The following is a 14,665-nucleotide window of genomic DNA, read 5'->3' on the forward strand; positions in this document are numbered from 1 at the left end:
CACCGCTCCAACGGGGCACGACTGCGCCACTGTGGCTTTCTGACAGCCCTGCACAACGCTCAGACGGTTGCTGTGGCGCAGTCATGCGTTTGCGACGCATGACTGCAGGGAAAGCAGCGGGAGTACTGAATCGAGACACCGGTTCGCATTCACACTCCACGTTTGGGAGACGCATTCACCGTGACGGACCAATACACATTCACCGATCCTGTGACGCAGTACCGTCAGGAGGGGTACCCCGAGCAGCATCAGGATCCGCCGGGTCTGGCCTCGGATCTGGAACCGAAGGCCGATCACGGCGAGGACACCTACCGTGGCACGAACAGGCTGGCGGGACGCAAAGCCCTTGTCACCGGTGCCGATTCGGGCATCGGACGCGCTGCGGCCATTGCCATCGCGCGTGAGGGCGCGGATGTCGTGCTCAACTATCTGCCGTCCGAGGAGAAGGATGCGCAGGAAGTCGCGCAGCTGATTCGCGACGCCGGACGCACTGCAGTACTCGCGCCTGCCGATCTGACCGACGAGCAGGGTGCCCGCGGGATAGTCCGGACAGCCGTCGAGGAACTGGGTGGGCTGGACCTGCTCGTCACGGTGGCTGGGAAGCAGCAGTTCGTCGAGGATCTGGCCGACCTGACCTCCGAGCAGTTCGATGCGACGTTCAAGACCAACGTCTACGCACTGTTCTGGACCATTCAGGAGGCTGTTCCGCACATGCCGCCGGGATCGACCATCGTCAACACCAGTTCCATCCAGGCGTACACCCCCTCGCCCGGCCTGGTGGATTACGCCACGACCAAGATGGCCATCAACACGATGAGCAAGGCCCTCGCGCAGCAGTTGGCGCCCAAGGGAATTCGAGTGAACGTTGTGGCGCCGGGCCCGTTCTGGACGCCGTTGCAGGCGTCGGGCGGGCAGCCGACGTCGGCTCTGCCGGAGTTCGGCAAGGAGACCCCGATCGGCCGCGCCGGTCAGCCCGCCGAACTCGCCGGGGCCTACGTCTACCTGTCGTCCGCGGAATCGGGCTACGTGACGGGTGAGACCCTCAACGTCAACGGCGGAATGCCGACGCCGTAGAGCGGAGGGGAGGTCTGCCGGGTAGGCAGACCTCCCACGGCCGCTAGTCCTTCGGGCCGCCGGCGGCGTAGACGACCTGACCGGAGATGAATCCTGCGCCCTCGCTCACGAAGAACGACGCGAGGTGTGCGATGTCGTCGGGGTTGCCGACTCGGTTGACCGGAATCTGTGACGCTGCAGCGGCTTTGAAGTCCTCGAACGGCACGCCGACGCGTTCGGCCGTGGCAGCCGTCATCTCGGTCTCGATGAAACCGGGAGCGATGGCGTTGGCGGTGACGCCGAACTTGCCGAGCTCGATGGCCAGGGTCTTGGTGAACCCTTGCATGCCTGCCTTGGCGGCCGAATAGTTGGCCTGCCCGCGGTTACCGAGAGCGGAGGTACTGGACAGGTTGACGATGCGACCCCACTTCGCGTCGATCATGTGCTTCTGAACTGCACGGGTCATCAGGAACGAACCACGCAGGTGCACGCCCAGTACGGAGTCCCAGTCCTCGACGGTCATCTTGAACAGCAGGTTGTCGCGCGTGATTCCGGCGTTGTTGATCAGCACGGTCGGTGCGCCGAACTCGGTGGCGATGCGGTCCACCGCGGTCTTGACCGACTCCTCGTCGGCGACGTTCGCACCGATGGCAACAGCCTGCCCGCCCGCAGACTGGATCGCTCCGACGGTATCGGAACACGCTGCCTCGTCGAGGTCGACGACGGCGACGCCGAATCCGTCCTTGGCCAGGCGTTTCGCTACCGCCGCGCCGATCCCCCGTGCTGCTCCGGTCACCACTGCGGTCTTGACTGCATCACTCACGTGCGTCTCCCTGAAGTTGCGATGGATGAAACCTCTGTCACCTGTTCTACCAACAACCGAGTGACCGCTCAGTAAGCGGCCACCGCGCCGTCGAGGGCCTGCTGCATACCGTCGGACACAGTGCGCGTGATGTGCAACGGCTTCTCCGGCAGATCGGTGATCGGAGTGTCGATGTACACGCTCGCCGATTTGAGCTTCTGCGGGTCGCCGTAGCTCAGCCCGATGCAGATCAGAACCGGCTCGACGCCGAGCGCACGAACGCGCGAGACGATGTGGCCGATGCCGCTGCCCACCTTCTGCACCTTCGTCGGATCCTCGAGGTTGCAGGTTCCTTCGGGGAAGATCGCCAAGTCGTCACCGCGTCGCACCCGCTCGGCACTGACGTCCATCATGCGGTTGCCTGCCGCGCTGACGGCCCGCATTCCGTGATTCTTCCCGCGGAACACCGGTATTCCGCCCATCATGTCGATCCGCCTGCGCTGCTTGGGTTCCTGGAACAGCTCGTCCTTGGCCAGCACCCGTGTCCGTCCGATGACCGGGCGCAGCGGCGACGCCCATGCCGTCGCGGCGACGGTGTACGGGTCCGTCTCCGACAGGTGGTTGACGGCAATGATCAGGCGCGTGTCGTCGTAGACGAGGCGACGCAGTTCCTCCCGCGCGCCCTCGGGGTAGCTCACGCGCGGCTTGAAGCGCCTGGCCAGCGTTGCGTAGGCCAATCTCGCGACCTGACGGTTCTGCTGGTGGCGCAGATAGAAGTCGTAAACAGTGGTGTCGTTCTCCAGAATTACCGCGGGTCGATCCATGGAGGGAAGCTTAGCTACCCGAAGATCGGAAACCGACGCTTCGTCGCGAGGTCGTCCATTCCGCTCTGGATGAGCGCGCGCACTTCCTCGTATTTCGCGTCGACGTAGTCCTCGTCCTCGCAACGCGTCGGGTCGTGGTCGACGGTGATCGCCGGCATGAACCTGGTGCGGATCTTCGCCGGAAGCGGAATCTGAGGGAGCGCCGCGGGGGCGATGATCCACGGCAGAGACAGTGCTATCGGGAACACCTTGAGCCGTGCGATCCGGTCGAGTCCCAGCACTCGCGCGAGCCTGTCACCTCGAACGAGCACGGGCATCGCGTCGGCCCCGCCGACCGTCGCGACCGGGACGATCGGAACGCCCATGCGGATCGCCATCTTGACGAAACCCGTTCGCCCGCCGAGGGTTGCGACATCGCGTTCGCTCCACGGCCGCAGCGAGTCCACTTCGCCGCCCGGCCAGACGATGACGTCGCGGCCCTCGGCCAGTGCGGTCGCCATGGAGTCCGGGGCGGCCGGAAGCACACCCATCGCGCGAAACACCGTTCCGATGACGGGGAACGCCATCAGCGCGTCGTGCGCTGTGCCGTGCAGAGTCCGCTTCTCGCCGAAGCGTCGCCACCACTGGGCACCGACAGTCCATGCGTCCCACACGAACGGTGCGCCGGTGTGGACTCCGACGACGAGCACCGGAGGGTCGGGGATGTTGTCCCATCCGTCGATCTCCATCCGGAACCATTTGTCGGTGACGAACCGCCAGAACCGCACCTGCCGATCCATCGCGGCCGTGTTCTGATCGTCCAGATCCCAGTCCCCCGCCCGTTCGGCGACGTATCCCCCCAATCCCCCTTCTTGCCGGTCGCGGCGGTGCTTCATCTTCACCCGTGCCGCCGCGGCCTGCCGCTGAGCTTGCTCCTGCAGTTCCTCACTCCGGTGATCTGCATCACTCATACCCGAACCGTACTCCACCTCGTCAAGAACTAATGTCCATACAAAACGCGGATCGGGAGGTTGTACCAATGGCCATCGCATGGGCGTCGTATCCCTACGCCGAGCACGTGGTCGTCGTGACCGGCGGCGGCTCGGGTATCGGCCGAGCCGTCGCTGTCGCGTTCCTGGAACAGGGTGCGACGGTATGCGTCCTCGGCAGGTCCGACGCCACACTGCGGGAGACCGTCGTCGGCTGGGGAGACCGAGCATCGGCGTGGGTCGTCGACGTGACGCAACGCGACGAGGTCGACCGCGTCGTGGCGAACATCGTTGCGCGACACGGCCGAATCGACGTCGTCGTCAACAACGCGGGACTCAGCGAACCCACGGTCATCGACGACTTCGACCACTCGGCGTGGGACCGGATGCGGGCGGTCAATCTCGACGCGCTCATCCATGTCGCGCGAGCCACGGTTCCCCACCTCGAACGATCGGGAGGCAACTTGATCGCGATGTCGTCGGTCGCCGGCCTGGGCGGCGACTGGGGCCAGTTCGCGTACAACGCGACGAAGGGCGGCGTGAACACCTTGGTGCAGAGCCTCGCTCTCGATCTGGGACGACGTGGGATCAGGGTGAACGCCATCGCCCCCGCGTTCACGGCGACCCAACAGACGAAGTCCCGCCTCGACGACCCCACATTCCGCGGCGCACTGATGGACCGCGTCGCCCTCGACCGCGTCGGCGAGCCGGAAGACATTGCGCGCGTGGCACTCTTCCTCGCCTCACCCGACGCCGCCTACATGACGGGCGTGATCGTCCCAGTCGACGGCGGCACCACTGCATCCGTCGGGACTCCCCGGCCGCCGGCCTGACGATCGACTCGTCCGCAATCGAGCACAGGTTGTGTGAACGATCTCCCAGCGGGTATCTCAGGCCCAGGCAACCCGAAGGGACTACTCGTCATGGCCAAGAACAAGACCGCGCCCGGTCCGCGTTGGATCAAGACCGCAGAGAACCGCACCGGAATCATCCTGGTGATGTCCGGCATCGTCGCTGCCGCGTTGTTCATCACCGCACTCGCAGGTGGCTTCGAGGGATGGGTATGGATCGCCGGTATCGCAACGATCGTGCTGGTGGCGTCCGGCGTCCTTCTACTACGCGCCGGCGCGAAGCGCGCCACGGCGGCTCGGCCCGTCCTCTACCATCCCGACTCTCCTGACGTCGTGCTCGACATCGATCCCGACACCGGTGAGCGGACACCGCACAAGGACTGATTCACCCGAACGATCCACAGCGCCGTCCGCGAACCGCGGATGGCGTTGTGTGCTGTGTGCTGTGTGCTGTGTCCGGATGTCCCATCCACCGCCTCGACGAAACGGTCGAAAGTGTCGGCGATATTGTCTTAACATTCGCACATGGACTGGTGTAGTCTTCAAGCACCATAGTGACACAGCACACACGACGGCCTCGCACCCGACCGTCCCGAACCGAAGAAGGACACAACCAATGTCCGCATCCACCACGCCTGACCTGACTCCCGCACTCGCCCAGCGAGTACATCGGCATCACGTCGTCATCATCGGCTCCGGGTTCGGCGGTCTCTTCGCGGCGAAACAACTGCGCAAGGCCAACGTCGACGTCACGCTGATCGCGAAGACCACACACCACCTCTTCCAGCCACTGCTGTACCAGGTGGCCACCGGCATCCTCTCCGAAGGAGAGATCGCCCCCTCGACCCGCATGATCCTCAAGGACCAGCACAACGCCTCGGTCATCCTCGGCGAGGTCAACGCCATCGACCTCGAGAAGCGAGTCGTCACCTCCCAGTTCCTCGAGCGCATCACCGAAACCAGCTACGACAGCATCATCGTCGCCGCAGGCGCCGGCCAGTCCTACTTCGGCAACGACCACTTCGCCGAATACGCACCGGGCATGAAAACCATCGACGACGCCCTCGAGCTCCGCGGCCGCATCCTCGGAGCGTTCGATCAGGCCGAACTCGCCACGGACCCGGCCGAGATCGAGAAGCTGCTGACCTTCGTCGTCGTCGGCGCCGGACCTACCGGCGTCGAAATGGCAGGCCAGATCGCCGAACTCGCGAACAAGACCCTCGACGGCACCTTCCGGCACATCGACTCGCGATCAGCGAGGATCATCCTGCTCGACGCCGCACCCAAGGTTCTGCCCCCGTTCGCCGACTCCCTCGGTCAGGCGGCCGCGAAACGGCTCACCACGATGGGCGTCGACATCCAGCTCGGCGCGATGGTCACCGACCTCGACGCCAACGGCTTGACCGTCAAGGACAGTGACGGAACCGTCCGACGCATCGCCTCGCGCACCAAGGTCTGGTCTGCGGGTGTCGCCGCGAGCCCACTCGGCAAGACCCTCGCCGCACAGTCGGGCGCCGAGATCGACCGCGCAGGCCGCGTCCTGGTGAACAAGGACCTCACCCTCCCCGGCCACCCCGAAGTATTCGTCGTCGGCGACATGATGGCACTGGACAAGCTCCCCGGCGTCGCACAGGTCGCGATCCAGGGTGGCCGCTACGCGGCACGCGTGATCGAAGACGGCGTCGAAGCAGTGCGCGCGGGCAAGCAGGTACCCGAGCGCAAGGACTTCAAGTATTTCGACAAGGGCTCGATGGCGACGGTGTCCCGCTTCTCCGCCGTCGCGCAGGTCGGCCCCATCAAGATCACCGGCTTCATCGCCTGGGTCATGTGGCTGTTGGTTCACCTGCTCTACATCGTCGGCTTCCGCAGCCGCCTCACCACCGTGATCTCCTGGCTGACCGCGTTCTTCTCCCGCGGACGAGGCCAGCTGGCGATGACCGAGCAGCAAGTCGACGCCAGGCGCGCGATGTTCTACTTCACCGCACCGGAAACCCCAGGAAGCGACGCCCCGGTCACTGCACCGGAGCCAGAATCCGCCACGCGCCCACTGCAAGACAGCCGGACGTAACCAGCAGGAACAGGCCCACCCAGACGATTCCCGGTAGGAACGTCAGGCGAGCCAACTGATCGGCGTCGGAATCGCGTGCCCGTCCTCGACTGCGTGAGCGTTGCAGTTCGAGGACGGGCCGTGGTCCGGCGATCAGCAAGAACAGGGTGATGAAGTACGCGGCGGCCACCTGCTGCTCGCCGGTTCCCCACCAGGACACCGCGAACAGCGCCGCACCGACCACGACCAACGACAACGCTCCGTAGACGTTGCGGATCATCGACAGCATCAGTGCGATCGAGACGATTCCGATCCACAGCACCGCCGACGCGCGCTGCGTGCCCAGTACGAACGCCGCCCCGAGGCCGAGCAGCGACGGCCCGACATATCCCGCGAAGGTCATCGCGATGACCCCGAGGCCCGTCGGCTTGCCCTTCGAAATCGCGACGCCCGACGTATCCGAGTGCAATCGCAGTCCCACCAGTTGCCTACCGGTGATCAGAGCAACGAACAGATGAGCACCCTCGTGGGCGATCGTCACGACATTGCGCGCAACCCTCCACGTCTGCGGAATCAACACGATCGCCAGAGCGACCAGCGCTGCTACTTGGACGATCCATACGGGTGGATCAGGACTCACCGCGGAAATGCGGTCCCAGAATTCGGTCACCCTTCATTATGCGGCTCCGCCGCCAGTGACCCCCGCGTGCGGCTCCGCCGCCAGTGACCCCCGCGTGCGGCTCCGCCGCCAGTGACCCCCGCGTGCGGCTCCGCCGCCAGTGACCCCCGCACGACCACAAAGACCTTTGTGTCCATTGGTTTCCTATGCGTGACGGCGATCACGACGGTGGGTCAAGATGAACGGGCGATGACGAACCGACCGAATCCGATGACGCGTAGACGCGCACTGACCGCTATGGCTTTGTTGCCGATAGCGCTGTCGGCCGGCTGCGCCCTGACCGCGGACCCGCCGCCGTCGGATCTCCGCATGCTCATCCCCAACACTCCGGGCGGCGGATACGACGTCACCGCTCGCACGGTCGCACGCATCTGCGAGAACCACGAGCTGAGCGGGCCCATCGAGAAGTTCAACGTAGTCGGCGGCGGCGGATCGGTTGCGCTCGCGAGGGTGATGCGTGAAAGCGGAAACGTGTCGCTTCTCGGCATGGTCGGAGTCGGCGTGGTGGGTGCGGCACACGTAGACAGGTCACCGTGGGGTCTGTCGGACACGACGGCGCTCGCGCGGCTCGTCGACGAACCGGAAGCGCTCATCGTTCGATCGAGCGCGCCGCTGCAGACCGTCGAACAGTTCGTCGACCGTTGGCACGCCGACCCCGCCACTCTCACCGTCGGGGTCGGTTCGGCGGTCGGCGGTCCGGACTACGTCTTCGCGTTGGAACTGGCCCGAGCTGTCGGCCTCGACACCAGAGACCTCCACATCGTCGAATACGACGGTGCAGGGGATCTTCTGACGGCGGCGATCGACGGCAGTGTCGATGTCGCCATCGCGGGGGCCGGTGAGTACATCGACCAGATCAGCGCAGGGTCGCTCCGCGTGCTCGCTGCGTCGAATCCGTCCGGCGACACACCGACTCTCATCGATTCCGGCATCGATCTCGTGTTCACCAACTGGCGCGGGTTCGTTGCTCCACCGGACATCCCCGATCAAGTCCGCGCCGACCTGATCGACATGCTCGCCCGCATGCGCGATACCGACGATTGGCACCGCGCAACCGTCGAACACGGCTGGATCGACTCGTTCCTCGCCGGTGACCGATTCTCCGAATTTCTTGCAGCCGAGGATGTTCGGATGAAGAGCACCCTCGGCGAACTGGGTGTGCCTCGGTAACGAGGAAACCCTGACCCTCCCCGGCCCGACGCCGGCCGATGAACACTGCCATGCGGACACTCCGCTGCGCCCGAAAAATACGGAAGGACTTCTCGTGGACGACTGGGTCCAAACCCTTTCCACAACGGCACTGCTGTCCATAGCCGTCGTCGCCATCGTGGTTCTGCTGCTGTTGATCATCAAGGTCAAGCTGCATCCTCTTCTTGCTCTCGTGATCGTTTCCATCGCAACAGCTTTCGCGGCTCGGATTCCGATCTCGGAGATACAGGACGTGCTGATCGTCGGGTTCGGCACGACGCTCGGCGAAGTCGCACTGCTCGTCGGACTCGGCGCGATGTTCGGTCGTCTCGCGGAGATCAGCGGCGGCGCACAATCATTGTCCGACGCCTTGATTCGACGATTCGGCGACAAACGTGCACCGCTCGCGCTCGGCGTCGCATCACTGTTGTTCGGCTTTCCGATCTTTTTCGACGCAGCGTTCATGGTAATGCTGCCCATCATCTTCAGCGTCGCCCGCAAGCTCGGCGGTAGCGTGCTGCTCTATGCACTGCCCGGCGCGGCAGCACTCTCGACCATGCATGTCTTCCTCCCGCCGCACCCGGGCGCGGTGGCGTCGACCATTCTTCTCGGCGGCGACGTCGGCCTGACCATTCTCATCGGCATAGTCGTCGCGGTCCCCACCTGGTTCATTGCAGGGCACCTGTACGGAACGTTCATCGGCAAGCGAATCAACCTGCCGGTCCCCGATCTACTGAGCGGCGGACCACAGGTGGAGACCGTGGAGAATCCGCCGAAGCCGAGCACCATCGTTGCCCTCCTGATGCTCCCGCTGCTGCTGATCTTCGCCAACACCGCCGTCACCACCGCCGCGCGGACGGGCAGTCTGGACGAGAACTCGCCGTGGGTCACCATCCCTCAGGTCATCGGATCGACGCCGGTCGCACTACTCATCACCGTTCTCGTGTCCATCTACGTGCTCGCGCTACGACGCGGACGCACCGCGACATTCGTCGAAGATCTGCTCGACAACGCCCTCAAACCGATCGCACCCGTCGTCCTCATCACCGGTGCAGGCGGCATGTTCGGCGCAGTGCTATTGGCAAGCGGCATCGGCGACGCCCTGGCCGAGACCCTGCGCGAACTGGGTCTCCCGTTGATTCTTTCCACGTTCATCGTCGCCGCGATTCTGCGGATCGCACTCGGAACCGCAACGGTTGCGATCACCACGTCCGCAGGACTGCTCGGCGCATCGATCATGGCCGCAGGATTGAACCCGGTCCAGACCGTCGCGATGATCCTGGCCCTGGCTGCAGGTTCGTCGATCTTCCCGCACGTGAACGATGCGAGCTTCTGGCTCATCGGCAAGTTGCTCGGAATGGACGTTCCGACGACCTTCAAGACGTGGAGTGTCATCAAGACGCTCATCTCACTGGTCGGATTCGCGCTGTCCTGCGTCGTGTTCGTACTCGCATCCGTGTGAGCCGACCGCCATCATGAAGAGCATGACTCGACGACGACCCGGTGCCAGGAGCCTGGCGCAGCAGGTCCTGCTGTTGCAGTTGGTCGTCGTCGCGGTCGTGCTCGTCGCCGTCGCCGGGGTCTCGGTCCACCAATCGGGAGCGGAGTTCCGCGACAGCCAGGGCGGACGCATGGTTGCGGTAGCAGAAAATCTCGCCTCCACACCCGTCGTGCGTGAGCAGCTGGACTCACTCGAGGCCGACCGCGTGCTGGCCCCGGAAGTCGACAGGGCCGTGGATCTCTCGGGTGCCACTCTGGCGGACATCGTCCTACCCAGTGGCCGAATCATTGCGTCGTCGACGCCGGATCGCGTCGGGCAGCGCGACGAACTGGACGGCGACGCCGCCAGCGGTCGGGCGTGGAGTGGTGACGTCGACATCGACGGCCGACGCGCGATCGCAGGCCACGTACCCGTTCTTTCTCCGAACGGTGACGTCCGTGCCGTTGTGGCGGTCAGCTCGTCGTACCCGTCGACGTGGCATCTCATCGGCGAGGCCGGGGCGCCGCTGCTCCTGTATCTCGGAATCGGTGCCGGCCTCGGCCTGGCCGGCTCGTTGCTGTTGGCGAGGCGGATCAAGATGCACACACGGGGACTGGAGATCGCCGAGATCGCAAGCCTGGCCGATCACCGAGAAGCGCTGCTGCACAACATTCGCGAAGGTGTGGTCGCGGTGAACCCGGACGGGGTCATCACGGTCTTCAACGACAGTGCAGCCGAACTCCTCGGCTCGAGCGGAACCGCCGCAGTGGGGCGCACCGTCGACGACGTGATAATCGAACCGGCGGTGCGTGAATACCTCATGGACGAACAGGACAGCGGCGACGTCGTACTCGCCACTGCGTCGAAGGTTCTGGTTCTGAGTCGCCGTAAAGCATCGAGCCGGGGACACCGCATCGGGACGGTCACCACGATGCGCGACAGTACCGAGTTGGCCAGGTTGCAGAGCCAACTCTCCTCGCACAAATCCGTCACCGACACGCTGCGCGCGCAGACCCACGAGTTCGCCAACCAGCTGCACACCATTTCCGGACTCAATCAACTGGGTGACCATTCCGCGGTAACGGATTTCGTCGGCGCCCTCACTCGCCGGCGCGCCGAGATCAGCGACGCCGTCACGCACGCCGTGTCCGACCCCGCGGTCGCAGCGCTTCTCATTGCCAAGACTTCCCTCGCCGCCGAGACGGGGATCGTTCTCGAACTAGAACCCGATTCTCACCTTTCGGCTCTGGACCCGATGCTCGCGACCGACATCATCACCGTCCTGGGCAACCTCGTCGACAACGCCGTCGAAGCGTCGACCTCGGTCCACGGCGCCAGGGTCACGGTACTCATCGACGATTCCGACGGCATCGAAATCGAGGTGTCCGATTCCGGCCCAGGCGTTCCCGTGAGCATGCGCGACGAGATCTTTGCACGCGGCGTGACATCCAAACCCGACGCTCCTGGCGGTCGCGGTATCGGCCTCGCGCTGGTACGAATCGTCAGTACCCAACACGGAGGCACGGCGGTGGTCGACGACTCACCGACCACCGGCGGGGCGCGGTTCACGGTGTTCATTCCAACCGAAGTCGATAGGATCGACACCGATGGTTGACCAGTCCCCGCCGCGCAAGGTGCTCGTCGTCGACGACGACTTCATGGTCGCCGAAATACACCGTCGCTTCGTCGACGCCACTCCTGGCTTCAGGACCGTTCGAATCGTCCATACCGCCGCCGATGCCGTGGCAGCAGTTCGCGAGCTCGAACCAGATCTCGTACTGCTCGACGTCTACCTCCCGGACACGTCGGGACTCACTGCGCTGCAGCAGCTTCGGGGTGAAGGCTACGACGTCGCCGTCATAGTCGTCACGGCGGCGCTGGAACTCGATGCCGTCGGCAAAGCTTTGCACGGCGGTGCGTCCGACTACCTCGTCAAACCGTTCGAGTATCCGCAGCTCGTGGAGAAACTGGACAACTATCTGCGCAGGGCTCGCGCGCTGGCAGATCCGACCACGATGGACCAGTCGACCATCGACTCCTTGTTCGGCGTAGCACGACCGGCCGAGCCCGTCGTGTTACCGAAGGGTCTGAGTCAGGAAACTGGACAGCTCGTGCTCGAGGCCGTTCGAAACGGCCGTGAAGTATCGGCGACCGAGTGCGCCGAGCTCGCGGGTCTGTCGAGGGTCAGTGCTCGGCGCTACCTCGAACACTATTCGTCCGTTGGTGTCCTGACCGTTCGCCTGGAGTACGGGCGCGCAGGCCGCCCAGTGCATCGGTATCGCACGACGACTCAGCCCTGAAGCGCATCCGAGACGATCTCCAGCACCTCCGGTGCGTACGGCACGGAAGAGTGGCCCACGGGCTGAGGCAACGTGATGTTCCGAACACTCGCCCCTGGTCCTGCAGTGAGGAACGTCGACTCCCACGGGGTGACGGTTGTGTCGCCGGTAGAGGCGACGACCGTGTAGTCGACGCCCGGTTCGGTGTCACCACCTGCGTCGAGCGCCTCGAGGAACGGTGATCCTCGCGTCTGATCCACTGCAGCCTGGCCGAGGACGGAGCCGAGGTTCGGGTCGGGCGCCAGGTCCGTTCGGCTACCGAGGGTGGTTCCGTGATTGGAACCCGAAAGACTCACCACCGAACCTACTTTCGGCGCTCCGTCGCCGAACCGGAGATACTGTCGAGCCACCAGTGCACCCTGCGAATGACCGACGATGTCGACTTTCTCTGCCCCGGTCCGTTCCAGGACACCGTCGACGAAGACGCTCAGCTCGTGTGCGGACCGGGCCACAGAAGCGACTCCACGTCGCTGCAGAAGTCCGGCCGCGCTCGTCGCCTCCTCCCCGTAGTTCAGAGCGAACACGCAGTAGCCCTGCGCCTTCAGTGCCGGTGACAACGACGCGAAGGTTCCGTACGCAGTGCTGTACGTGCCGTGAACCAGCACAACGGGTTCCGGATGTTCCTCGGACGGAACGCAGCCGAAGTCGTTGGACCCCGCCGGTGCGGCGTCGGGATGCAGCTGGGCGTACGGCAACGCTTCGTTCCGCGTCGACGCCTCGGGTCCGACACCGACGGTCTCCGTCGTGACGTCCGGAGAAGGGGCCGCTCCCGAGATCCCGGCAGTGCCCGCGCCGAACACGAACGCCAGAACGACGATCGCCGACGCTCCGATGCGGGTCCCTCCACTCATGTTCGTGCTCACACAGGCCGCAGCAGCGATCGACGCCGAGGTGGGAGAGGCTCGGGGGTCTTGTCCGCGAGCAGTTTCAGCGCGCGCCTGATGTCGAGCCGGGTCTGCGACGGTTCGATGACGGCATCGATGTATCCACGCTCGGCAGCGGTGTACGGCGTCGCGACGTACTCGTTGTAGAAATCGATGAAGTCCTGACGCACCCGCGGGCCGTCCTCGCCCGCTGCCTCGATCTCCCGGCGCTTCAGCAACCCGACGGCACCCTCGGCACCCATGACCGCGATCCGTGCCGTCGGCCAGGCGAAGTTCAGATCGGCACCGAGGTTCTTCGAACCCATGACTGCGTACCCGCCTCCGTAGGCTTTTCGGATGACGACGGTCACTTTCGGTACGGTCGATTCGATCACTGCGGCAAGCAGTTTGGCGCCCCGATAGATGACGCCGGCTCGCTCCTGTTCCAAGCCGGGCAGATAGCCGGGGATGTCGACGAGGAACACGATCGGGATGGCGTAGGCGTCGCAGATGTAGATGAAGCGCGCTGCCTTCTCCGAACTGGCGATGTCCAGTGCTCCACTGAGATACGTCGGTTGGTTCGCGACGACTCCGACGGTTCTGCCGTCCACTCGGGTGAAGGCAGTGATGACGTTGGGTGCGTACAGCGCACCGACCTCGAGAAACTCGCCGTCGTCGAAGACCTTCATCATGACGTCGTGCATGTCGTAGGCGGTGTTGTCCGAGTCCGGCAGAAAGGAATCGAGGCTCAGATCCGATTCCGTCACAGTCGGTTCCAGACCGGGGTTCACGATGGGTGCGCTCTCGTGGCAGTTGCTCGGCAGGTAGCCCAGGAGCGTCTTCACCCACACGAACGCGTCGGCCTCGGAATCGGCGACGTGATGCACCGTGCCGTAGCCGGCCTGCTTCGTCGCGCCACCGAGGTCCTCCGCCGAGATATCCTCCCCGGTGACCGCTTTCAGAACGTCCGGTCCGGTGACGAACATGTACGACTGGTCCTGGACTGCGACGACGAAGTCGGTGCACGCCGGCGAATACGCGGCACCACCAGCACACTTGCCGAGCATGATGGAGATCTGCGGAGCCAATCCGGACAGCAACCGCTGGCGGCGCCCGATCTCGGAGTAGAAAGCCAACGACGTCACGGCGTCCTGCACCCGGGCGCCACCGGAATCGTTGATACCGATGATCGGACACGCCGTCTTCGCGGCCAACTCCATCATCGCAACGACCTTGCGGCCGAACATCTCTCCGAGCGAGCCACCGAACACGGTGTTGTCGTGCGAATACACGACAACAGGCCTGCCCCCGACAGTTCCGCGGCCGGTGACGACGCCGTCGCCGTACGGATTCTTCGGGCTGCCCGGAGCCCGCATCAACGCGCCGTACTCGATGAAACTGCCCGGGTCGAGGAGCGCGTCGATGCGATCTCGCGGACCGGGTAAACCGGCAGCGGCTCTCTTGGCGATCGCCCTCTCGCTACCTGGACTGTGCGCCCGGTCGAGTTTCTCGGCGAGGCTGGACAGTTTCTCGGCTGTCGTGTTCAGTGCGAACTCCCGTGTTCGGTACGG

At 64.7% G+C, this 14,665-nt stretch carries 14 protein-coding genes; 8 read left to right on the forward strand and 6 right to left on the reverse strand.

Features of this window, described 5'->3' with window-relative positions; translation table 11 throughout:
- Positions 1–162 precede the first annotated feature (162 nt).
- On the forward strand, positions 163–1,074 hold the full coding sequence (locus CH289_RS06950; protein WP_020112382.1) for an SDR family oxidoreductase: 912 nt from the start codon (positions 163–165) through the stop codon (positions 1,072–1,074).
- Between the two features lie 43 nt (positions 1,075–1,117).
- On the opposite strand, the gene fabG is transcribed toward CH289_RS06950, so the two are convergent.
- The 3 genes from fabG to CH289_RS06965 all read right to left on the reverse strand — a co-directional run bounded on the left by fabG (position 1,118) and on the right by CH289_RS06965 (position 3,629).
- On the reverse strand, positions 1,118–1,876 hold the full coding sequence (fabG, locus tag CH289_RS06955) for a 3-oxoacyl-ACP reductase FabG (RefSeq protein ID WP_019666871.1): 759 nt from the start codon (positions 1,874–1,876) through the stop codon (positions 1,118–1,120).
- A 68-nt stretch (positions 1,877–1,944) separates the two neighbouring features.
- Positions 1,945–2,679 (reverse strand): 1-acyl-sn-glycerol-3-phosphate acyltransferase, encoded by a 735-nt coding sequence (locus tag CH289_RS06960; RefSeq protein WP_019666872.1) that lies wholly within the window; start codon positions 2,677–2,679, stop codon positions 1,945–1,947.
- Positions 2,680–2,693: 14 nt separating this feature from the next.
- Positions 2,694–3,629 carry a lysophospholipid acyltransferase family protein gene (locus tag CH289_RS06965; RefSeq protein ID WP_033190333.1) on the reverse strand — a complete coding sequence of 312 codons (936 nt, stop codon included), beginning with the start codon at positions 3,627–3,629 and terminating at the stop codon, positions 2,694–2,696.
- A 68-nt stretch (positions 3,630–3,697) separates the two neighbouring features.
- On the opposite strand from CH289_RS06965, the gene budC reads away from it, so the two are divergent.
- The 3 genes from budC (at position 3,698) to CH289_RS06980 (ending at position 6,566) form a co-directional block, all read left to right on the forward strand.
- Positions 3,698–4,480 (forward strand): meso-2,3-butanediol dehydrogenase, encoded by a 783-nt coding sequence (budC, locus tag CH289_RS06970; protein ID WP_037184064.1) that lies wholly within the window; start codon positions 3,698–3,700, stop codon positions 4,478–4,480.
- A 90-nt stretch (positions 4,481–4,570) separates the two neighbouring features.
- Positions 4,571–4,882, forward strand: coding sequence for a hypothetical protein (locus CH289_RS06975; protein WP_230594019.1), 312 nt, complete (start codon positions 4,571–4,573; stop codon positions 4,880–4,882).
- A 232-nt stretch (positions 4,883–5,114) separates the two neighbouring features.
- A complete protein-coding gene (locus CH289_RS06980; RefSeq protein WP_037184062.1) occupies positions 5,115–6,566 on the forward strand; it encodes an NAD(P)/FAD-dependent oxidoreductase in 1,452 nt (483 codons plus the stop codon).
- On the opposite strand, the gene CH289_RS06985 is transcribed toward CH289_RS06980, so the two are convergent.
- Entirely contained in the window at positions 6,511–7,215 is a 705-nt protein-coding gene (locus tag CH289_RS06985; protein ID WP_019666877.1) for a M50 family metallopeptidase, read from the reverse strand. The genes CH289_RS06980 and CH289_RS06985 overlap by 56 nt on opposite strands.
- Before the next feature lie 198 nt (positions 7,216–7,413).
- Between CH289_RS06985 and CH289_RS06990 the strand changes: the two genes are divergently transcribed.
- The 4 genes from CH289_RS06990 (at position 7,414) to CH289_RS07005 (ending at position 12,192) form a co-directional block, all read left to right on the forward strand.
- On the forward strand, positions 7,414–8,394 hold the full coding sequence (locus CH289_RS06990) for a Bug family tripartite tricarboxylate transporter substrate binding protein (RefSeq protein WP_256977066.1): 981 nt from the start codon (positions 7,414–7,416) through the stop codon (positions 8,392–8,394).
- Between the two features lie 94 nt (positions 8,395–8,488).
- On the forward strand, positions 8,489–9,874 hold the full coding sequence (locus tag CH289_RS06995; RefSeq protein WP_094727630.1) for a GntP family permease: 1,386 nt from the start codon (positions 8,489–8,491) through the stop codon (positions 9,872–9,874).
- Positions 9,875–9,887: 13 nt separating this feature from the next.
- Complete coding sequence (locus CH289_RS07000) at positions 9,888–11,507, forward strand: sensor histidine kinase (RefSeq protein ID WP_037158954.1); 1,620 nt, start codon at positions 9,888–9,890, stop codon at positions 11,505–11,507.
- Positions 11,500–12,192, forward strand: a complete 693-nt coding sequence (locus tag CH289_RS07005; RefSeq protein WP_020112390.1) for a response regulator — start codon at positions 11,500–11,502, stop codon at positions 12,190–12,192. Before CH289_RS07000 ends, CH289_RS07005 begins: the two co-directional genes overlap by 8 nt.
- Here the strand turns inward: CH289_RS07005 and CH289_RS07010 are convergent.
- Complete coding sequence (locus CH289_RS07010) at positions 12,183–13,082, reverse strand: esterase/lipase family protein (RefSeq protein ID WP_256977067.1); 900 nt, start codon at positions 13,080–13,082, stop codon at positions 12,183–12,185. The two genes, CH289_RS07005 and CH289_RS07010, sit on opposite strands and share 10 nt — an antisense overlap.
- Before the next feature lie 8 nt (positions 13,083–13,090).
- Entirely contained in the window at positions 13,091–14,641 is a 1,551-nt protein-coding gene (locus tag CH289_RS07015; RefSeq protein WP_179276766.1) for an acyl-CoA carboxylase subunit beta, read from the reverse strand.
- Between the last annotated feature and the right edge of the window lie 24 nt (positions 14,642–14,665).

Source organism: Rhodococcus sp. RS1C4 (genome assembly GCF_002258225.1).
Taxonomy (GTDB): Bacteria; Actinomycetota; Actinomycetes; order Mycobacteriales; family Mycobacteriaceae; genus Rhodococcoides; species Rhodococcoides fascians_E.